This is a genomic window from Mycolicibacterium sp. XJ879, assembly GCF_053483935.1.
On the sequence record NZ_JBEFTH010000009.1, the window covers coordinates 130,388 to 149,890 of the forward strand.

At 66.4% G+C, this 19,503-nt stretch carries 20 protein-coding genes and 1 tRNA gene; 12 read left to right on the forward strand and 9 right to left on the reverse strand.

What is annotated here, in order from left to right:
* Position 1: 1 nt before the first annotated feature.
* Genes ABQF13_RS19530 through ABQF13_RS19555 form a run of 6 tightly spaced genes read left to right on the forward strand, consistent with a single transcriptional unit; the run spans position 2 to position 5,554 of the window.
* Positions 2-919: an ABC transporter substrate-binding protein gene (locus ABQF13_RS19530; RefSeq protein ID WP_448394432.1), complete on the forward strand. Its 918-nt coding sequence runs from the start codon at positions 2-4 to the stop codon at positions 917-919.
* 13 nt (positions 920-932) lie between these two features.
* The gene (gene macS / locus ABQF13_RS19535; protein WP_448394501.1) at positions 933-2,057 is read left to right on the forward strand and encodes a MacS family sensor histidine kinase; all 1,125 of its coding nucleotides are present in this window, start codon (positions 933-935) and stop codon (positions 2,055-2,057) included.
* Positions 2,030-2,698, forward strand: coding sequence for a response regulator (locus ABQF13_RS19540; protein WP_448394433.1), 669 nt, complete (start codon positions 2,030-2,032; stop codon positions 2,696-2,698). Before macS ends, ABQF13_RS19540 begins: the two co-directional genes overlap by 28 nt.
* Positions 2,699-2,742: 44 nt before the next feature.
* On the forward strand, positions 2,743-4,515 hold the full coding sequence (locus ABQF13_RS19545; protein ID WP_448394434.1) for a DUF2339 domain-containing protein: 1,773 nt from the start codon (positions 2,743-2,745) through the stop codon (positions 4,513-4,515).
* A gap of 55 nt (positions 4,516-4,570) precedes the next feature.
* Positions 4,571-5,062 carry a Dps family protein gene (locus ABQF13_RS19550; protein WP_448394435.1) on the forward strand — a complete coding sequence of 164 codons (492 nt, stop codon included), beginning with the start codon at positions 4,571-4,573 and terminating at the stop codon, positions 5,060-5,062.
* Between the two features lie 42 nt (positions 5,063-5,104).
* Complete coding sequence (locus tag ABQF13_RS19555; protein WP_448394436.1) at positions 5,105-5,554, forward strand: SRPBCC family protein; 450 nt, start codon at positions 5,105-5,107, stop codon at positions 5,552-5,554.
* Here the strand turns inward: ABQF13_RS19555 and ABQF13_RS19560 are convergent.
* Positions 5,551-6,840: an adenylate/guanylate cyclase domain-containing protein gene (locus ABQF13_RS19560; RefSeq protein ID WP_448394437.1), complete on the reverse strand. Its 1,290-nt coding sequence runs from the start codon at positions 6,838-6,840 to the stop codon at positions 5,551-5,553. The genes ABQF13_RS19555 and ABQF13_RS19560 overlap by 4 nt on opposite strands.
* A 70-nt stretch (positions 6,841-6,910) precedes the next feature.
* Between ABQF13_RS19560 and ABQF13_RS19565 the strand changes: the two genes are divergently transcribed.
* Both ABQF13_RS19565 and ABQF13_RS19570 read left to right on the forward strand, forming a co-directional pair.
* Positions 6,911-7,066, forward strand: a complete 156-nt coding sequence (locus tag ABQF13_RS19565; RefSeq protein WP_448394438.1) for a hypothetical protein — start codon at positions 6,911-6,913, stop codon at positions 7,064-7,066.
* 169 nt (positions 7,067-7,235) lie between these two features.
* A complete protein-coding gene (locus ABQF13_RS19570) occupies positions 7,236-9,164 on the forward strand; it encodes a cellulase family glycosylhydrolase (protein WP_448394439.1) in 1,929 nt (642 codons plus the stop codon).
* 40 nt (positions 9,165-9,204) lie between these two features.
* On the opposite strand, the gene ABQF13_RS19575 is transcribed toward ABQF13_RS19570, so the two are convergent.
* Positions 9,205-9,278: transfer RNA gene (locus tag ABQF13_RS19575), tRNA-Leu, on the reverse strand.
* An 87-nt stretch (positions 9,279-9,365) separates the two neighbouring features.
* Here ABQF13_RS19575 and ABQF13_RS19580 point away from each other — a divergent pair.
* The gene (locus tag ABQF13_RS19580; RefSeq protein ID WP_448394440.1) at positions 9,366-9,977 is read left to right on the forward strand and encodes a two-component system response regulator PdtaR; all 612 of its coding nucleotides are present in this window, start codon (positions 9,366-9,368) and stop codon (positions 9,975-9,977) included.
* A 102-nt stretch (positions 9,978-10,079) separates the two neighbouring features.
* Positions 10,080-11,414 (forward strand): ABC transporter substrate-binding protein, encoded by a 1,335-nt coding sequence (locus ABQF13_RS19585; protein WP_448394441.1) that lies wholly within the window; start codon positions 10,080-10,082, stop codon positions 11,412-11,414.
* A 10-nt stretch (positions 11,415-11,424) separates the two neighbouring features.
* On the opposite strand, the gene ABQF13_RS19590 is transcribed toward ABQF13_RS19585, so the two are convergent.
* Genes ABQF13_RS19590 through ABQF13_RS19605 form a run of 4 tightly spaced genes read right to left on the reverse strand, consistent with a single transcriptional unit; the run spans position 11,425 to position 15,359 of the window.
* Positions 11,425-12,204 carry an ABC transporter ATP-binding protein gene (locus tag ABQF13_RS19590; RefSeq protein WP_448394442.1) on the reverse strand — a complete coding sequence of 260 codons (780 nt, stop codon included), beginning with the start codon at positions 12,202-12,204 and terminating at the stop codon, positions 11,425-11,427.
* Positions 12,201-13,142: an ABC transporter ATP-binding protein gene (locus tag ABQF13_RS19595; RefSeq protein ID WP_448394443.1), complete on the reverse strand. Its 942-nt coding sequence runs from the start codon at positions 13,140-13,142 to the stop codon at positions 12,201-12,203. The genes ABQF13_RS19590 and ABQF13_RS19595 overlap by 4 nt, the downstream gene beginning before the upstream one ends.
* Entirely contained in the window at positions 13,135-14,124 is a 990-nt protein-coding gene (locus ABQF13_RS19600) for a branched-chain amino acid ABC transporter permease (RefSeq protein ID WP_448394444.1), read from the reverse strand. The genes ABQF13_RS19595 and ABQF13_RS19600 overlap by 8 nt, the downstream gene beginning before the upstream one ends.
* Positions 14,125-14,132: 8 nt before the next feature.
* The gene (locus ABQF13_RS19605; RefSeq protein ID WP_448394502.1) at positions 14,133-15,359 is read right to left on the reverse strand and encodes a branched-chain amino acid ABC transporter permease; all 1,227 of its coding nucleotides are present in this window, start codon (positions 15,357-15,359) and stop codon (positions 14,133-14,135) included.
* Positions 15,360-15,825: 466 nt separating this feature from the next.
* Here ABQF13_RS19605 and ABQF13_RS19610 point away from each other — a divergent pair, with 466 nt between their 5' ends.
* Complete coding sequence (locus tag ABQF13_RS19610) at positions 15,826-17,037, forward strand: branched-chain amino acid ABC transporter substrate-binding protein (protein WP_448394445.1); 1,212 nt, start codon at positions 15,826-15,828, stop codon at positions 17,035-17,037.
* A 7-nt stretch (positions 17,038-17,044) separates the two neighbouring features.
* Here the strand turns inward: ABQF13_RS19610 and ABQF13_RS19615 are convergent, their stop codons facing one another.
* The 3 genes from ABQF13_RS19615 to ABQF13_RS19625 are packed head-to-tail and all read right to left on the reverse strand — an operon-like array spanning position 17,045 to position 18,966.
* Positions 17,045-17,308, reverse strand: a complete 264-nt coding sequence (locus ABQF13_RS19615; RefSeq protein WP_448394446.1) for a DUF167 domain-containing protein — start codon at positions 17,306-17,308, stop codon at positions 17,045-17,047.
* Positions 17,309-17,320: 12 nt separating this feature from the next.
* A complete protein-coding gene (locus ABQF13_RS19620; protein ID WP_448394447.1) occupies positions 17,321-18,529 on the reverse strand; it encodes a lipid-transfer protein in 1,209 nt (402 codons plus the stop codon).
* Positions 18,526-18,966, reverse strand: a complete 441-nt coding sequence (locus ABQF13_RS19625; protein ID WP_448394448.1) for a Zn-ribbon domain-containing OB-fold protein — start codon at positions 18,964-18,966, stop codon at positions 18,526-18,528. Before ABQF13_RS19625 ends, ABQF13_RS19620 begins: the two co-directional genes overlap by 4 nt.
* 168 nt (positions 18,967-19,134) lie before the next feature.
* On the opposite strand from ABQF13_RS19625, the gene ABQF13_RS19630 reads away from it, so the two are divergent.
* Entirely contained in the window at positions 19,135-19,503 is a 369-nt protein-coding gene (locus tag ABQF13_RS19630; RefSeq protein ID WP_448394449.1) for a hypothetical protein, read from the forward strand.

Genomic DNA, 19,503 nt, shown 5'->3' on the forward strand with positions numbered 1-19,503 from the left:
CGTGTCAGGTACGGGTCAAAACCGTCGAAGGGCACTGTGGCGCATCGCCACAGCGGGTGCTGCGGCCAGCGCCCTTGCGCTGTCGGGTTGCGCTGGCAACACGGCCACAGACGACACCGCCGCACCGACCACCACGGCGCCTGCGCAGAAGATCGACAAGATCGCCAATACCGTGCCCGAGGCGATCAAGTCGTCCGGAGAGCTGGTCATCGGCGTCAAGATTCCCTACCCGCCCAACGAGTTCAGAGATCCCAGCGGCAAGATCGTCGGCTTCGACGTCGACCTGATGAACGCGATCGCCGCGACGCTGGGGGTGGCACCGGACTACCGTGAGTCCGATTTCGCCAAGATCATCCCGTCCGTCCAGGGCGGCACGTACAACGTCGGCATGTCGTCGATCACCGACACTAAAGAGCGGGAGGAGTCCGTCGACTTCGTCACGTACTTCAGCGCGGGCATCCTGTGGGCGCAGCGTCCCGGTGAGCCGGTCGATCCGAACAACGCATGCGGAATGAAGGTGGCGGTGCAGGCCACCACCATCCAACAGGTCGAGGAACTACCCGCCAAGAGCAGAACCTGCACCGACGCCGGTCGACCGCCGATTGGGATCGTCTCGTTCGACGGGCAAGACGCGGCTACCGACGCGCTGATCCGAGGCGAAGTCGATGCGATGTCGGCGGATTCGCCGGTCACGTCCTATGCCATCAAGCAACGCAACGGCAAAATCGAGGCGGCAGGTGAGATGTTCGATTCAGCGCCGTACGGATGGCCGGTGCAGAAGGGTTCGCCCTTGGCGCAGTCGTTGCAGATGGCCCTTCAGCATCTGATCGACACCGGTACCTATGAGGAGATCGCCAGGAACTGGGGCGTCGAGAGCGGGATGATCGACAAGCCGGTCATCAACGGCGCCACCAACTAGGGATTGCGCGGTGATGCGGAACACGCCCGACCCGGCCGCCCCGCTATGGCGGGCGGCCCAGGTGTTCCGGTTGCTGAGTTGTCTTTACGCGCTTGGTTTTCAAATCGCGGTCAACCCCGCGCTGGACCGGCCGGTGCTCGGCTGGCTGCTGTTCGGTGCGCTGATCGCGTGGAGCGCAGCCTGTGCGGTCGCCTACCTGAGCGGGTTCGGCCGACGCCCGTCGTGGGTGCTGGCTGAGATCGTGGTGGTGCTGGTGTTGATCCTGTCCACCGAACTGGTTGCCTCGCAGCAATGGGCGCTTGACAACCAGTCCTGGCCGACGACGTTGTGGGCCACCAACGCCACGATCTCGGCGGCGATCCTGTTGGGCCCGATCGCCGGCATGCTGACCGGGGTGGCGGTGGTGATCGCCAGCATGGCGGTAAAGGGCGTCGTCACTTACGATCTGGGCCGCAACGCCACCATCGTCATCGAACTGGCTGTCGGTCTCGCGGTCGGCATGGCCGCCCAGACCGCGCGCAGGGCACACGCCGAACTGTCAGCCGCGGCGCGTCTGGCCGCCGCACAGCAGGAGCGGGAACGGTTGTCGCGAGAGGTGCACGACGGCGCCATTCAGGTGCTCGCGTTGGTATCGCGGCGCGGCCGCGAAATCGGCGGCGACACTGCGGAACTCGCGCAGCTTGCCGGTGAGCAGGAGCGGGCGCTGCGGCGGCTGGTGAGCTCCGGCGATGCCGAACCGCGGGTCGGGCAGATGACCGACATCGGGGCGCTGTTGCGGTCGCGCGCATCCGATCGGGTGTCGGTGAGCCTGCCCGCCGAACCCGTGCTGCTCGACGCACACACCGCGACCGAACTGTGCGCGGCAGCCACCAACGCGCTGGACAACGTCGCCGCCCACGCCGGACCGGGCGCCCGGGCCTTCGTGCTGCTGGAGGATCTGGGTGACTCGGTGACGGTGAGCGTGCGCGACGACGGCATCGGCATCCCCGACGGCCGGCTGGCCGAGGCCGTGCATGAAGGGCGCGTCGGCGTGGCCAAATCGATTGTGGGACGGATGGCTTGGCTGGGCGGAACCGCCAAGCTGCACACCGGACCGGAAAGTGGAACGGAATGGGAACTGACGGTACCCCGACGGTGATGGTGGTCGACGACCATCCGATCTGGCGTGACGCGGTGGCCCGCGACCTGGCCGAGGACGGGTTTGACGTCGTCGCGACCGCTGACGGGGTCGGGACCGCTCGGCGCCGGGCGGCCGCCGTGCAGCCCGACGTCGTCGTGATGGACATGCGCCTCGCGGACGGCGACGGTGCGATGGCCACGACGGAGGTGCTCGCCGTGTCACCGTCGTCGCGCATCCTCGTGTTGTCCGCCTCCGATGAGCGCGACGACGTCCTGGAGGCGGTTAAGGCTGGGGCCACCGGATATCTGGTCAAGAGCGCGTCCAAACAAGAGCTCGGCGATGCGGTACGGGCGACGGCCGATGGCCGCGCGGTGTTCACCCCGGGTTTGGCCGGTCTGGTGTTGGGGGAGTACCGCCGCATCGCGAAGAAGAACCCGGCGCCGGGCCCGCAGACACCGAGCCTCACGGAGCGGGAGACCGAGATCCTGCGTCATGTCGCGAAAGGGTTGACCGCCAAGCAGATCGCCGCACGGCTGTCGTTGAGCCGCCGTACGGTCGAGAACCACGTGCAGGCGACGTTTCGCAAACTTCAGGTTGCCAACCGCGTTGAACTGGCCCGTTATGCGATCGAGCACGGGTTGGACAAGGAATCCGAGTAGTCCTACTCATCCGGAAACGCTCGTCGCGCTGCGACGATGACGCCATGAGCGAACCGCAGCATGCCGTCATCGCCCGGCTGTCGGCCGACTTCTCCGCGATCTCGCAGTACATGGCGCGGGTCTCAGCAGACCTGACGTATTTGGACCGACTGCTTTCGGAGCGCACGTCGGGCGCGCCCGCGCCGGCACCGTCGTACTGGCCGCAGTACGCCCAACCGCAACAGGCGCCGTCCCAGCCGACGCAACTCACGGCGGCCCCACCTGTGACGCCGACACCGCCCAGACAACCCCGCGACGACGGCTGGATCGGCAAGGTGCTCGCCGTCGCCGGCGTCGCGGTCACGTTGATCGGCGTCGTGCTGCTGCTGGTGCTGGCCGCCCAGGCCGGCATCCTGCGACCGGAGATCCGCGTCGCGGCCGGCGCCGGGCTCGCCGCCGCGCTGGTGGCCACCGCGGGCTGGCTATGGAGTAGGCCCGGGGGCCGGACCGGCGCGATCGCGTTGGCGGCCACCGGCGTTGCCGCGGCCTACATGGACGTCATCGCCGTCACCACGATCTATGACTGGGTATCGGCGCCGGTCGGTCTCGTCATTGCCGCGGTGATCGGCGGTGCCGGGCTGACGTTGGCCCGGCGCTGGGACTCCGAGCAACTGGGACTGCTGGTGCTGGTCCCGCTGTTGCTGCTGGCGCCGGTCCTGGTCGGCACCGTCAACCTGCTGCTCGTGGCGTTCATGCTTGCGTTGGCGGCCGCCTCGCTGCCGGTGCAGCTCGGCAAGGACTGGATCTGGTTGCACTGCGCTCGAACCGCCGCGGCCACCGTTCCGCTGCTGATGGCCCTGCTCGCCGTGAGCTTCGACGACGGCCACGATCCGGCGCTGGCAGCGGCGTGCGCTATCGCGGCGGGGTTGGCGCTCCTCGGCGCGCTGATCCTGTCGCCGTGGACCGCGAACCGGATCGGGATGGCGCTGCTGACCGGCGCCGGGGTGCTGCCGGCGCTGTGTGTTGGCCTGGCGGCGGACCGGCTGGTGGCCGCCGCCATGGCGGCTGTCCTGGCGGCGGTGCTGCTCGCGTTCGTGCTTCTCGGTGGACGGCTACCCGCGGTTCAAGGCGGTGCTCGGCAGGTGTGGGCGGTGTTGTCGGCGGTCGCGGCGTTGATCGCCGTGCTGGTCGCATTCGACGGGCACATCGCCGCGCCGGTGCTGCTGGCGATGGCGGTTGTGGTGGCCGTAGCGGGCCGCTCCGACGCGGTCGCGAGGTGGGCCGCGGTCGGGTTCACCGTCGTGGGCGGCGCTTTCTACCTGAGCTATGCCCCGCCCGACACCTTGGTCGAGGCCACCGCCACCCCGTCGGCGACGGGTATCTCCACGCTGATCGCGAGCCTTCTGCTGATCGCATGTGCCGCGGCGATCGTGTGGTCGTTTCCGGGTCGTGATTCGACGGCCTGGGCCGGCGCGGCCGTCGTGGTGGTCTATGCGCTCACCGCGTTCACCGTCACGGCCGGTGTGCTGATCGGCGGTGTGGAAGGCGGCTTCTTCGGTGGGCACATGGCAGCGACCATCTGCTGGATCGCCCTGGCCGCGGCGCTGTTCGGCTACGGGGCACGGCTGCCGCGCGCGGACCGCTCACTGCCGATCGGCGGCGGACTGGCACTGGTTGTCGCCGCGATGGCCAAGCTCTTTCTGTTCGATCTTTCAACGTTGGACGGCATCTTCCGGGTGGCCGTGTTCATCGTCGTCGGGCTGGTGCTATTGGGTATGGGCGCCGGGTACGCACGGCTGCTCGAGCGCCAGGACCAGCAAAAAGAGCAGCCGGTGTGATACGCATCATATGCTAAACTGGATTGAGTCCAATCTAGGAGATGTTGGAGTGGATATGACTAAGAACGCACGTCGAACCGAAGACGATGTCCAAGAATTTGTCGCCTCGACCGAACTGAGCGCGAACCTACAGCGAGTACTTATCGACCTCATTGAACTGCACCTCCAGGGTAAGCAGGCGCACTGGAACGTCGTCGGGACCAACTTCCGCGACCTTCACTTGCAGCTCGACGAACTCGTCGACCTGGCCCGTGCGGGCAGCGACGTCGTCGCCGAGCGGATGCGCTCCCTGTGGGCTGTTCCGGACGGCCGTACGGACACCGTCGCAGCCACCACGACCCTTCCGCAGTTCCCTGGCTTTGAGCAGAGCGCGAGCGAGGTCGTCGACCTGATCGCGACCCGTACCTACGCCGCTGTCGACACCATGCGCAAGGTGCGCGACGCCGTCGAGGCTGAGGACCCCATCAGCGCCGACATCCTGCACGGGCTGATCGACGGTCTGGAGAAGCAGGCCTGGCTGATCAAGTCGGAGAACCGGAAGGTCTAATCCGATCGCATCGTTTCGCGCCGGAGCGGGTACTCCGCTCCGGTGACCGTGACACGAGACATACGCGCTTCGCGCCAACAGGTGTGGGACGTAATGGCCGACGGGTGGACTTATTCGCAGTGGGTGGTCGGTAACAGCCGGATGCGGGCGGTGGACCCGAACTGGCCAGACCCCGGCTCCAAGATCTGCCACTCCATCGGCGTTTGGCCGCTGTTGCTCGACGACGTCACCGTCGTCGAGCACAGTGAGCCGTTGGAGCAGCTGGTGCTGCACGCGAAGGGCCGTCCCATCGGGGGCGCGCGGATAACATTGCGGCTCAGCGATATCCCCGGCGGCTGCCGGGTGGAGATGGAGGAGTGTCCGGTCAGCGGGCCCGCCGCTGTGCTTCCGGACCGGCTGTCTGACCTCGCGGTGTGGCCGCGCAACCGTGAAACGCTGTGGCGGCTGGGTGCACTGGCCGAACGGCTCAACCCCGCCGAGGTGTCGGATTAGCTGACCGGGCGCAGTTCGACGGCGCGGCGGGTGGCCGCGTCGTCGCGGCGCCCCACCAGGTACCAGGTGTACATCACGCCCTTACCTTTGACGTCGACCGCGCCGCGCTCCTCGAACAGGTACGAATCCTTGAGCCGCTCATAGACGTTTTGCGGGACCTGGATTCGGCCTTCTTCATCGGTGGATTCCATGCGCGCCGCGACGTTGACGGTGTCGCCCCACACGTCGTAGAAGAACTTGCGTGCCCCGACGACGCCGGCAACCACGGGGCCGGCCGCCAACCCGATGCGGATCGGCACGATACGGCCGTGCGGGTCACGGTAATCCGCGACGGCTTCGGCCATGTCCAGCGCAAGGCAGGCCAGCGCCTCGAGGTGGTCCTCCCTCGGGTTGGGCACCCCGCTGACCACCATGTACGAATCACCTGTGGTCTTCACCTTCTCCAAGCCATGCCGATCGACCAGCGCGTCGAGATCGGTGTAGAGGCGATCGAGAAACCGCACCAGATCGCTGGGTGTGGTGTCGCTGGCGCGCTTGGTGTATCCGGCGATGTCGGCGAGCAGAATCGAGGCGTCGTCGTACTTGTCGGCGATGATGTTGTGGGTCGGATCCTTCAGACGCTCGGCGATGGTGGCCGGCAAGATATTGGCCAGCAGCTGTTCGGACCGGTCGTATTCGGCCTCCATCGCCAGCCGGGCGCGCCGGATTTCCCGCATCGCGTACCAGATGGTCGCCACCAGCAGGAGCCACGCGGTGATCACCGTCAGGACAAACGACATTTGAAACGCCCATGGCGGTTGCGCACCGGTGTCGTTGGGCACCAGGAACTCGAGCAGGATGACCGCCGCGGCGCCGACGGCCATCAGCACGGCCGCTACGACCATATGGTCCAGACCGAGGACCACAAGCGTGATCGCCGCGGCGACCACGAAGTACAACTGCAACCCGGTGCCGGTGCCCAGGTGCACGCACAACACGGTGATCGTCGCGTAGGCGACCACGAAGTACACCAGCGGCGCCACGAGTTCCCCGAACCGGCAGAGGGAGGGGATCGTCATGAAGACCAACGCGCAGCCGAAGTTGAGCAGCGGAACCCACCAGATGTTCCCCTCGACCAGCACGGCTTGTACCCCGAAGAAGGCGATGATGGCAGCGCTGATCCGCGCGGTCATGCTCAGCACCCGGCGATGACGCTCCGCGGTCTTGATGTGGTGGCGAGTTCGGGCCGGCGCTCGACTCTCCAGTGCCACGTCGGGCACGCAGACCGCTCGGAAGTTCGCGACCACCGTCAAAGCGTAACCGCCGCACACCGTGCCGACCTGCGATTTTGCCTCCGCCTCGCACTCGGCTTAGGAAGTGGCAGGCAATACCGGCGACGTGGTCGGCGCCGAGAAATCACCGCTGACGAAAATAATGGTCTGCATGACGTTGCTCGAGATTCAACTGGCTAGCCGGCAAGCGAACCCGACCTGTACCGGTGAAGACGGCGGTACACAGGTCTTTCAGAGCTGACGGCCGCATGCCATCGCGTGTAATAAGTGTCGGAAACGAGTTTGCTGTATTCGCAGCGAAAGTCCCATTGGCGCGTTATTTGCGAATTGCGTATTGCGCTATCTTAAATCGGCTAATTTGAATCCATCGTCTGTGGCAACGCCAAGCGTGCGTCGAGAACAGGAGTGGCATGAGGGCCATCGTCAAACGTCGACTTCGGCGCTGGGGGTTGGCCGCGGTGATTGCCGCCGCGCCGATAGCCATTCTGTGCGCGTACGTGACCAATTTGCTCGTCCCGACCGAGCCGACGGGCAAGCCCAGATACGACGCGGCGGCGCTGCACATCGTGCCCACGGCGACCATCAAAGACGAGTCGACGACGATCGGGATCGCCGACTCGGATATGTATGACCCGAATCTGACCGAGGATGAGATCATCAAGCGCTTCGACGACATGCAAGCGCTAGGCGTCGACACTTTGCGGGTTCTGGTGCCGTGGGCGGCGATCCAGCAGGCCGAGCCAGGTAGCCCCCTGGAAGAGCTGTTCCCGCAGGATTGGAGCCGAATCGACTTCATCCTCAGCCAGGCCCAAGAGCGCGATATGGCAGTGCTGGGCGTGCTGAACTCCACCCCGTACTGGGGCGGTGCCGACGGCAGCGGCTGCCTCGGCTGTCCCGGCGTCGCGCCGGATCCGGCGAAGTTCGCCGCGTTCGCAAGTGAAGCGGTCACCCGGTTCGACACGCTTTATCCGGGCGTCGTCTCGGCCTATGAAGTGTGGAACGAGCCGAACTATTACCGCTCGTGGTTCCCGGCGGTGGATCCCATCGCCTACACCGAGGTGTTGAAGGCGGCCTACACCGCGATCAAGGCCGCGGACCCCGACGCGACTGTCGTCGCCGGCGTGCTGGGCGCGGTCATTTCGGCGGGCGGGTTCACGATGGATCCGGTGACGTTTGTGCAGACGATGTATGCCAACGGCGCCAAGGGGTACTTCGACGCGCTGTCGTACCACCCGTACAGCTACGACCGGCCGTTCGGGGAGCAGAACCCCAATTTCATCTCGCCGCTGCGCGCCCTGTTGGAAATGCGCCAAACGATGTTGGACAACGGTGATGACCTGGTGAAGATCTGGGCGACCGAGTATGGGCTGCCGACGTCGATCGTCAGCGATCAACAGCAGGCCGTATTCATCGAGGACTTTCTCAACACCTGGGCGGACGGGCTGACCGAGGAACAACTAGCCCAGTTGCCAGCGGAGTTCCTCCCGTTGGTGGCCGACTGGGAGAACTGGATCGGCCCGGCGTTCATCTACACGCTGCGTGACCGGTTAGCCGCCCCGGACACCGAACAGGGCTCGATGGGGCTGTACTACTTCGACGAGGCCAGCGGTGATTGGAAGATGAGGCCAGCCGCCGAGGTCATCAAGTCGATCATCGAGGGCCGCGCGCCCGACAGCCTGGCAGAAGCGCTGGCCGCGTCGCTGCAGAAGCTCGTCGAGCAGGTGGCTGACTCGGTGGCGGCCGCGGTCCAGAACGCGGTGCCGGCGGTGACTGCGACCGTCCAGCAGATCGGGGCACAGGTCGCCGATGCGTTGGCGAATGCCCTTGCCGCGTTGTTGGGCTCGGTGTCGAAACCCGCGGCGACGACGGCGGCGACGGCGGCCGATGCGCCGTCGGCGGATGCGTCCGCGACCGCTGAGCCGTTGATGGCTGAGGAGCCCATTGAGCCCACCGAGCCCGTCGAGGAGAAGGTGACCGAGGCCATTGAGCCCACCGAGCCCCTCGCGGCCGTCGAAACCATCGAGACCGAGGGCGAGTTAGAGGTCACCGACTCCGTCGAGGTCGGCTCTGAACCGCAGCCTGCCCGCGACGACTCCGGCGAAGACGAGGTCGATCTGGACGAGGACGCGCTGGATTTCGAGGACATCGATACGGACATCGAGACGGACCTCAGCGATGTCGACGACGTGACGGACACCGACAGCACGACGACGGACGGTAAATCCGACCACGGTGGCGTCGAAAATGAGACATCCGTCGACGCCGACGCGTCGGACACGGACACCGGGGGAGACGACGCGGGCGACACAGGCGATGCGGACACCGACGCGGCGGCCTAGCGGAAAGCCCTGGAGCACAAGGGTTCCAGAGCGCAAACAGTGCCCTCGGTGGGATTCGAACCCACACTGTCTGGGTTTTGAGTCCAGTTCCTCTGCCAGTTGGGATACGAGGGCGTCGGGACGTGTACTCCCGCGCGGCTTACTACCTTAGAGGATGCCCCGGCGTCGCTGATCGTGGCCGCTACCGCCACAATATCCACTATGACCGGGTCACCGACCGACGCCGAGAAATCACGCCGCGTTCTCGTCGCAGAAGACGAAGCGCTCATCCGGATGGACTTGGCCGAGATGCTGCGCGACGAAGGCTACGAAATCGTCGGTGAGGCCGGCGATGGGCAGGAGGCCGTCGACCTGGCCGAGCGCCTCAAACCCGATCTGGTGATCATGGACGTCAAGATGCCCCGTCGTGACGGCATCGACGCGGCCTCTGAGATCGCGAGCAAGCGCATCGCGCCGATTGTCATCCTCACCGCGTTCAGCCAGCGTGACCTCGTCGAGCGGGCCAGAGATGCCGGCGCGATGGCCTACCTGGTCAAACCGTTCACCATCACCGACCTTGTCCCGGCCATCGAAGTGGCGGTCAGCCGGTTTCGTGAGATCTCTGCCCTGGAGCAGGAGGTCGCCACCCTGGCGGACCGGTTGGAGACCCGCAAGCTCGTCGAGCGCGCCAAGGGGTTGCTGCAGAGCACACACCAGATGACCGAACCCGAGGCGTTCAAATGGATCCAGCGCGCCGCGATGGATCGGCGAACGACGATGAAACGGGTCGCCGAGGTGGTCCTGGAAACCCTCGACACCTCCGACTCGTCGTGAGCATCGGGCGTTTTTCCGACTAATGGTGACTCCGCTTCCCTAAGATCACAGCTTGGCCATGCCGACCTCTGCTGTGCGTGCATCTGATTTAGGAGCGACTCGATGAAGAACCGGACACTGGCTCGCGCCTTCGCCGCTGCGGGTATCGCCTCGTTGGCACTCGCCGGCTGTTCGTCGGGTGAGCAGTCGAGTGAGGAATCCGTCGCCGCCGAGGGCGAAGCGCAGGGCACCGCCGAAGTCGTCAGCACCGACTGCGAACCCCCACAGGCGACCGCGGGCCCCACCCCGGACACCACCGCGATGAAGATCGGCACCTTGCTGCCCGAAACCGGGACGCTGTCCTTCCTCGGACCGCCCGAGATCGCGGCTGTGCAGGTAGCCGTTGGCGAGATCAACGAGGCAGGCGGAGTGTTGGGCCAACCGGTCGGGTTGGTCACCGGCGATTCCGGCGACACCACCACCGACACCGCGAACGTCACGGTCGACCGCGAGCTCGCCGAGGGCGTCGACGTCATCGTCGGGGCCGCCTCATCGGCGGTGTCGCTCAAGGTGATCGACAAAATCACCAGCGCGGGCGTGGTGATGTTCTCCCCGGCCAACACCTCCGACCAGTTCGTCTGCTACCCGGACCGGGGCCTGTATTTCCGGACCGCGCCTACTGACGTGCTGCAGGCGCAGGCGCTGGCCCAGCTCATCACCCAGGATGGTGCGCAGCGGGTGGTTGTGTTGGCGCTCAACGATCCCTACGGAACGGGCCTGGCCAACAACGCGGTCAATAACCTCGAGACCGCAGGCATCGGATCCGACCAGATCAAGAAGATCATCTACGACCCGAACGCGCAGTCTTTCAACGCCGAGGTCGATCAGATCAGGGAGTTCAACCCGGACGCGGTCGCGGTGATCGGCTTCGAAGAAAGCGCGAAGATCCTCACCCGCATGCACGAGGTGGGCATCGGTCCCTCCGACGGCATGTTCGTGTACGGCACCGACGGCAACATGGGCAACGCGCTGGGCGAGGGCGTCGCGCCGGGACTGCTGGAGGGGATGAAAGGCACCGCGCCGATGACCGAGACCAGCCCCGAGTTCCGGGATCGACTGCTCGCGGTCAACGGCGCCCTGGTCGACTTCAACTACGCCGGCGAGGCCTACGACGCGGTAGTCATCTCCTCGCTCGCCGCCGAGCAGGCCGGTTCGACGGCCGGAGTCGACATCGCTGCGAACATCAACGCGGTGACTCGCGACGGCGTGAAATGCACGACGTTCGCGCAGTGTCGAGATCTGCTCGCCGCCGGCGAGAGCATTGACTACGACGGTGTGACCGGCCAGTTGGCGTTCGGACCCGCGGGCGAGCCGTCGATCGGCTCCTACGGCAGCCTCGAGTTCGACGCGAACAACAAGATGCAGACCATGGACTACATCGTGGTGGAGAACCCGTAGCTAGCCGCGACTAGCCCGAATCACGTTTGCCGGCAAGGGTTCCCAGGTACAGCTCGATCACCTTGGGATCGTTCATCAGGTTGCGGCCGCTGTCGGTGTAGGCATTGACACCCTGGTCCAGGACGTAGCCGCGGTCGCAGATCTGTAGGCATCGGCGGGCGTTCTGCTCGACCATGATGACCGAGACGCCCGTGGCGTTGATCTGCTTGCAGCGGATGAAGACCTCGTCGGCGAACATCGGTGACAGCCCTGCCGACGGCTCGTCGAGCAGCAGCACGGACGGTTCCATCATCAGGGCCCGGCCCATCGCGACCATCTGGCGCTCGCCGCCGGACAGCGCCCCGGCCTTGACGCGGCGTCGCTCGGCCAGCAGCGGGAACAGCTCGCTGACGAACTCGAACCGCTCGGCGAATTTGGACGACCGCAGATAGATGCCCATCTGCAGGTTCTCCTCGATGGTCAGCGAGGCGAACACGTTTTGGTTCTGCGGCACGTAGCCCACACCCTTGGTGACGAGAACGTGCGCGGGGGCGGCGGTGATGTCCTCACCGCGCAGGGTCACCCGCCCGGACCGCACCGGGATCATCCCGAACAGCGCCTTGAGCAGCGTGGACTTACCTGCCCCATTGGGCCCGATGATGCCGACGATCTCGCCGTCACGTAGGAAGAAGTCGCAACCGCGCAGGATGTCGACGTCGCGCAGGTAACCGGCGACCAGGCGGTCCGCTCGCAGCAGCGCGCCTTCGGCCTGACGCGCATGCTCCTCCGGGGTGGCCGCGACTTCGCTCACGGGATTGGCTCAGACAGGTCGCCGCCGGCCTCGATCGTGCCCGCAACAGCCCGCTCGAGCTGCACGGCCAGCTGCGCGGTGGCGCCGACCGGGTTGCCGTGCGCGTCGAACTCGAGCACCTGATCGTGGTGGCTGCCCAGATACGCATCGACCACCGCCGAGTTGTCGGCCAGGTTCTCCGGCGTCGACTCGGCGATGACCGCGCCCTGCGCCATCACGACGACCCAGTCGCTGATATCGCGGATCACGTCCATGTCGTGCTCTACGAACAGCACCGTCATCCCTTCGTCGCGCAGCGACCTGATGTGCTCGAGCAGGTTCTGGGTGAGCGCCGGGTTCACCCCCGCCATCGGCTCGTCGAGCATGATCACCTTCGGATCGGTCATCAACGCCCGCGCCATCTCGAGCAGTTTGCGCTGGCCACCGGACAACGAACCGGCCATATCGTCGGCCTTGGTGTCGAGCTTGAAGCGGGACAGCATCTCGTGCGCACGGGCCGTGATGTCGCGCTCCTGCTGGCGCCAGGCCGGCCGGATCAGCGAGGTGAAGAAGCGTTCGCCGGTCTGGTTGCCCGCGCCGAGCCGCACGTTGTCGAGGACGGTCATTTTCGCCAGCGCCTTGGTGAGCTGGAACGTGCGCACCGCGCCCCGGCGCGCCACCCGATGCGGAGGTAGCTTGCCCATCGCTTTACCGTCCAGCGTCCAGGATCCGGTGTCGGGCCGGTCGAACCCGGTGAGCAGGTTGAAGAACGTGGTTTTGCCGGCGCCGTTGGGGCCGATCAGGCCGGTGATGACGCCGCGTTCCACCTCCAGATGCGTGACATCCACAGCCTTGAGGCCGCCGAAGGTCCGAGACATGTTGTCCACCACCATGATCGGATCCGGTTTGGCGGAGCCGGGCTCGGCGGCCACGCCAGCGAACGGGGACGTGTCAACCATCGAGCGCCACCTCCCGTCTTCGTCCCATGATGCCCTGTGGACGAAACACCATCAGCAATGCGATGACAACGCCCAGCAGCACGTAGCGCATCGCGCCGACTTGGGCGTCGGTCAGCGGCAACAGCGGCTCGGGTCCGGCGATCGCCTGGCGCATCAACGCATCGGGAATCGCCAGGAAAAACCAGAACAGCATGGCGCCGACGACCGGCCCGAACACGGTGGCAGCCCCGCCGAGAAGCAGCGCCCCGAACGCATAGAACGTCTGCGCCGTCGAGTAGAAGTCGGGGTGGATCGACTTGGTCTGCAACGCGTTGAACACCCCGCCCATGCCGCCGATGATCCCGCCGATGATCAGCGCCTGCAGCTTGTAGACGAAGACGTTCTTGCCGAGCGCGCGCGCCGCATCCTCGTCTTCGCGGATCGCCTTGAGGACCCGGCCCCACGGGCTGTGCGCCAGCAGGTACACGAACGCGCACAGCACCAGGACCAGCGTCCAGCCCACCACCATCGCCCATACGTCGTCGCCGACGAAGCGCACCCCGAAAATCGAATACTGCTTGCTGGAATCGAACGGGCTGAACCGGGTGAACGGTTCGGCGAATCCGTAGAGGCCGTTGGTCGAGCCCGTGACCGGATCCGACGCGGTAGATCGGAATATCAGCCGTAGCACCTCGGCGGCGGCGATCGTCGCGATCGCCAGGTAGTCGGCGCGCAGCCGAAGTGTGGGGATTCCCAACACAATTGCGAGCCCACCGGCTGCCGCCAACCCCACCAACACCCCGACCCAGAGCGGCTGTTGGTACGTGACGGTCATGATCCCGACGCCGTACCCGCCGAGCAGCGCGAAGCCGATCTGGCCGAAGTTCAGCAGCCCGGTATAGCCGAAGTGCAGGTTCAACCCGATGGCGAGCAGCGCATAAAAGATCGCCGATGGGCCGATCAACTGGGCGAACGATGTCTGTAGCGCGCTGACGATGTCCATGGCGGTCCTCAGCCGATTCTTTCCCGCGAGCCCAAGATGCCCTCCGGGCGCACGATCAAGATGAAGATCAGGATCAGCAACCCACCCACGTATTTGAGGTCCGGGTTGATCACCAGGGTGGACAGCTGCACCAGCATGCCGACGATCAGGCAGCCCAGCAGCGCACCGTAGGCGGTGCCGATCCCGCCGAGGATGATGCCGGCGAACATCAGCAAAAGCAGTTTGAATCCCATCTCCCACTGCACGCGGCCACCCAGTTCGGAAATTGCGAGCAGTACCCCGCCCAGGGCGGCCAGCCCGCCACCCAGGCACCAGACATAGGTGATCACCCGTTCGACATTGATCCCGGACGCCGCAGCCAGGCTCTTGTTGTCGGCGACCGCCCGCATCGCCTTGCCGATCCGGGTTTTCTGCAGCATCACGGCCACCGCGATGAGCACGACGACGCTGATGGCCATGGTCATCAGGTTGGTGTCGGTGATGGCGATCGGACCCCATTGGCGCTGGACGCTGACGGTGTGGTCGGCGAACGCCTGGGTGCGATCGGAGAACAGCATCAGGATCAGATACCTCAGGCAGATGGCCACGCCGATCGAGACCACCAGTTGCGGGATGAGCCCGATTCGTCGCGTCCGCAGGGGACGCCAGATCCCGGCGTTGTTGAGCCAGCCGACCGCGACGCCCGCGACCACCGCCAGCAGCGCGGAAAGCAGCAGCGAGAACCCCATCGTCACGTTGAACACCCAGGCAAACACCGCGCCGAGGGTTACCAGTTCCCCGTGCGAGAAGTTCGTCAAACCGGTCGTGCCGTACACCAGGCTGAGCCCGATCGCGGCGACCGCGATGACGAGCCCGAACCGCAGCCCGTCGATGGCCAGGTGGATGACGCGCGCATACAGGGGGGTGCCTTGGCCGGTGCGGACCTCACCGAACGTGAACACGACGGCGTTGACCCTGCCTGCGGTCACCTTCCGCGTCACCGTGCCCTGCACGCTGGTGTCCTCCGGGAGGGTGTCGGCGACCACCTCGAACGTGTAGGTGCCGTCGGGAACTTGCAGGGTCCAGCGTCCGGCCGCGTCAGATTCCGTGGTCGCGGCCTCCGCGCCGTCGGCATCCAGCGCACGGATCTCCGCGCCCGCGACCGGTTCGCCGGCGTCCACGAGCCGCCCGGACACCCGTGCGGTGTCCTCTTCGTCGGCGCCGGCCGGTCCTGCGCTCAACACGGCCGCGAACATCACGAACAGGAGCAGCAACAGGGCTCGCGAAAGCGTTCGAGCGCACGAGCCCAATGATCAACCTCCGTCACGATCGTTCCCCGGGACTGAGGGGACTGTATAGCGTGCGCGCACGTGTTGCCGGGAGCTAAATGAGTTGCACGCGACAGTTTTGGTTCGGGAAAGTGTGAAGGGCCGCGCCAGACCGGTGGCGGAATTTATACGGAAGGCGTCACTACTGCCACTGTCGTGGGCGTTGCGGAAGGCGGAACATCGCTGACATGACCATCCTGATCGTGTTCATCGCAATGCTTGTGGTGCTCACGGTTGCCGCGATCGCGGAAAAGACTCCCGACACCCATCGCGAAGTCAGCCCGCACGGCCACTTCGACTTCTGAGCGGCGCGTCCGACGGCGTTGCTATGTTTTACCTCGGGGTTCTCCCTTGACTCCCGAGGCCAGAAGCCGCATGACCCGGAGGTGACCGCGTGCGCCGTCGTTGCACACGGAGCGCGCTGGTGTGGGGGTTGGCCTCGGCGACGGTGCTGAGCATGGCCGCGTGCGGGCAGTCCGCACCGGGCCCGACGGCGCCGCCGCCGGATTTGACGATCGTGGCCCAGGAGTCGATCGACCGGACCGGCGCCCGAGTCGACGTCGAGGCCCTCGGAGATCCGGCTGACCCGGCCGGGGACGGCAACGCGGTCTGTCCGCCGGTGTCGATCGCCATGGCCGGGCCGCTCAACGGCCCCGACGCGGCGCTCGGCGTCGGGATCAAGAACGGCGTGCAACTGGCCGTCGACAAGCACAACGCGGCCAACCCGGCGTGCCAGGTGCAGTTGAAGCCGTTCGACACCGAAGGCGATGCGGAGACGGCCACGCGGGTCGCGCCCCGCATCGTGGAGGACGCGTACACGATCGGGCTGCTGGGTCCGGTGTTCTCGGATGCGGCCATGGCGGCGGGGGAGGTGTTCGACCGCGCGGGTCTGGCGGCCGCGACGCCGTCGGCCACCAACGCGGCACTGAGCGCGCAGAATTGGCGCACGTTCTTCCGGGGATCGGCCAGCGACGCAGTGCAGGGTCCCGCGGTGGCCAACTACATGACCGCCACCCTGGGCAACCGCAAGGTATGCGTGGTCGACGACAGCACCGACTACGGCCTAGGGCTCGCCACGCGGGTGCGCGAAACCCTTGGTGCGATAGCGAATTCGGAATGCAACATCGCCGTCAAGCGCGGCGACACCGACTTCGAGGGGGCGGTGACACTGATCAACGCCGCCGCACCCGACTCGGTGTTCTTCAGCGGCTACCATGCCGAGGCCGCGCGACTGGTGCGGCAACTGCGCGACGCCGGCTTCACCGGCACATTCGTCGGGTCCGACGGCTCGAAGAACACGGCGTTTCTCGAGCAGGCCGGGGCAGCGGCCGCCGATGTCGTGCTGTCGTGTCCGTGCAGTCCGGCCACCCCGGAGTTCGCCGACGAGTACAGCCACACGTTCGGCGTCGTACCCGGCCCGTACAGCGCCGAGGCATACGACCTGGGCACCATCCTGCTCCGCGGTATCGACTCGGGCGCGATCACGCGCCCGGCACTGCTTGACTATGTGCGCACCTACGAAGGGCAGGGGATCGCGCGGGCGTACAGGTGGGCTGACAACGGCGACCTGGAAGATGCGCTGAACTGGATCTACCGCGTCGAGTAGCCCCGGGCTATTCGACGCGAAACCGCTTGGTACGGGTCGTCTTACCAGAGATCAGCCGCACCCGGCTGGGCGGCACGCCGAGGTGGCCGGCCAGCACTTTGGTGACGGCTTCGTTGGCCTTGCCGTCGACGGCGCGCTCCTGCACATAGATGGTCGTCGACCCGTCGTCGCCGACCTCCACCAGCGGCCCTTTCCGGCTCCCCGGCTTGACGCGCACCACGAGCGTGCGCGGGCTCGGCCCGCAACCCGGTGTGTCGCTCGCTGGGCCCACCGCTCGCTCGCGCTATCGGGCGACGATTACCGACGAGCCGTGGCCGAACAGACCCTGGTTCGCGGTGACGCCGACCTTCGCGCCCTCGACCTGACGGCCGGTGGCCCGGCCCCGCAACTGCCAGGTGAGCTCGCAGACCTGCGCGATGGCTTGCGCCGGGATCGCCTCGCCGAAGCAGGACAGCCCGCCGGACGGGTTCACCGGGACCTTTCCGCCCAGAGCCGTTGCGCCGCTGCGCAACAGGCTTTCCGCATCGCCCTTGGCGCACAGGCCCAGGTGCTCGTACCAGTCGAGTTCCAGCGCGGTGGACAGGTCGTAGACCTCGGCGACGTCGACATCCTCGGGCCCGATGCCGGCCTCGGCGTACGCGGCGTCGAGGATCTGATCCTTGAACACCCGCTCAGGTGCCTCCACAACCGCGGTGGAATCCGTTGCAATGTCCGGTAATTCGGGAAGGTGCTGCGGATAGCGCGGGGTCACCGTGCTGACCGCCCGCACCGACGGTACCCCGTCGAGCGACCCGAGATGCTTCTGCGCGAAGGACTTGCTCGCAACGATCAACGCCGCCGCGCCGTCGGACGTCGCGCAGATGTCCAGTTGGCGCAGCGGGTCGGCGACCATCGGGCTGGCCATCACGTCCTCGACAGCGGATTCCTTGCGGTAGCGGGCATTCGGGTTGTGCAGGCCGTGGCGGGAGTTCTTCACCTTCACCGAAGCGAAGTCCTCCTGCGTCGCGCCGTAGAGATCCATCCGGCGGCGGGCCAGCAGCGCGAAGTACACCGGGTTCATCGCCCCGATAAGGTGGAAGCGCTGCCAATCAGGGTCGTTCTTGCGTTCACCGCCGACCGGCGCAAACGCGCCTTTGGGCGTGGTGTCCGCCCCGATCACCAGCGCGACGTCACAGAAGCCCGCCAGGATGTGGGCCCGCGCGCTCTGCAGCGCCTGCGAACCGCTGGCACACGCGGCATACGAGGACGACACCGGAACGCCGTTCCAGCCGAGCTTCTGCGCAAACGTGGACCCGGCGATGAAGCCGGGGTAGCCGTTGCGGATGGTGTCGGCGCCGGCCACCATCTGAACCTGCGGCCACTCCAAACCGGCCTCGGCCAGCGCGGCACGGGCGGCGACCACGCCGTACTCGGTGAAATCATTACCCCACTTGCCCCACGGGTGCATACCCGCGCCGAGGATGTAGAGCGGCGCCGAAGTGCCAGTGCTCATTCCGCCACCTTCCATGCGTAGACGACGCGCTCGACGTTGTCGTCATCGACATACAGCGTCATCGTGTCCAGCTCCATCTCCATACCGACCTTGAGGTCCTCGGCCAACGTGCCGTCCACCACTTTGCCCAGGATGATCAGACCCTCGTCGGCGAGCTGCACCGCGGCGACCGCGAACGGTTCGAACGGGTCTGGCGCCGGATAGGGGGCGGGCGGCGGATAGCGGTTTTCGGTGTAGCTCCACAGCGTGCCGCGGCGCGACAGCGGCACCTGGGCCAACTCGTCGCCGGTACAGGCGGGGTTGGGGCAGTTGTTGGCGCGCGGCGGGAACACATAGGTCCCGCACTGGTGGCATTTGCTGCCGATCAGATAGGGCGCGCCGGACTCGTCGGTGGCGAACCACCCGTCGATGGCTGGCTTCGTGGAGGCTGCTGACACGTCGGTCAGCCTACCGACCCGCCAAACCGCGCTGAAACATGTTCCAGTTTCGCGGCCACGGGGTGGCTTTCCCGCGGCGCCGCGGTCGGCGAACCTCGGCGATTCTCTGCCATACCTGCGGGTTACCCGGGTAGCGTCCGCCCATACATCACGACCGGGGGCGGGCAGATGGGGGCCGGGGAAGCGATGGGGCGTCGTGCCGGGAAACGAAGGACGGCGACCGGGGTCCGGCAGGCGGTCGACGCGTACACCGCCGGTCCGGTCGACCTGGCCTCGATGGCCGGTCCCTCGACACGTCCGCGCGGCGTCGACGACCCGATCTGGCAACCGATCAGCGGCATCTCGTTACAGGACTACGCCAGGCTGGTCCGCGAGGCACAGGCCCGCGGGGTCTTCGATCAGGCCGGGATGATCGACCTCGCGACGGCGCGTGGCTGGAACCCGCTGGCGACCAAGGCCGCGCTCGACGGGTGGTCGATCCGTATCGGCCAGTCGGTGGAAGTGGGTCAGCAATTCCGCAGCTTCCTTGGTTGTTGA

Bases quoted from the DNA above. Each gene is read 5' to 3' on its own strand.
- macS (WP_448394501.1), top strand. From the start codon at position 933: ATGCGGAACACGCCCGACCCGGCCGCCCCGCTATGGCGGGCGGCCCAG.
- ABQF13_RS19540 (WP_448394433.1), top strand. From the start codon at position 2,030: ATGGGAACTGACGGTACCCCGACGGTGATGGTGGTCGACGACCATCCG.
- ABQF13_RS19545 (WP_448394434.1), top strand. From the start codon at position 2,743: ATGAGCGAACCGCAGCATGCCGTCATCGCCCGGCTGTCGGCCGACTTC.
- ABQF13_RS19550 (WP_448394435.1), top strand. From the start codon at position 4,571: ATGACTAAGAACGCACGTCGAACCGAAGACGATGTCCAAGAATTTGTC.
- ABQF13_RS19570 (WP_448394439.1), top strand. From the start codon at position 7,236: ATGAGGGCCATCGTCAAACGTCGACTTCGGCGCTGGGGGTTGGCCGCG.
- ABQF13_RS19580 (WP_448394440.1), top strand. From the start codon at position 9,366: ATGACCGGGTCACCGACCGACGCCGAGAAATCACGCCGCGTTCTCGTC.
- ABQF13_RS19585 (WP_448394441.1), top strand. From the start codon at position 10,080: ATGAAGAACCGGACACTGGCTCGCGCCTTCGCCGCTGCGGGTATCGCC.
- ABQF13_RS19595 (WP_448394443.1), bottom strand. From the start codon at position 13,142: ATGGTTGACACGTCCCCGTTCGCTGGCGTGGCCGCCGAGCCCGGCTCC.
- ABQF13_RS19600 (WP_448394444.1), bottom strand. From the start codon at position 14,124: ATGGACATCGTCAGCGCGCTACAGACATCGTTCGCCCAGTTGATCGGC.
- ABQF13_RS19605 (WP_448394502.1), bottom strand. From the start codon at position 15,359: ATGTTCGCGGCCGTGTTGAGCGCAGGACCGGCCGGCGCCGACGAAGAG.
- ABQF13_RS19620 (WP_448394447.1), bottom strand. From the start codon at position 18,529: ATGAGCACTGGCACTTCGGCGCCGCTCTACATCCTCGGCGCGGGTATG.
- ABQF13_RS19630 (WP_448394449.1), top strand. From the start codon at position 19,135: ATGGGGGCCGGGGAAGCGATGGGGCGTCGTGCCGGGAAACGAAGGACG.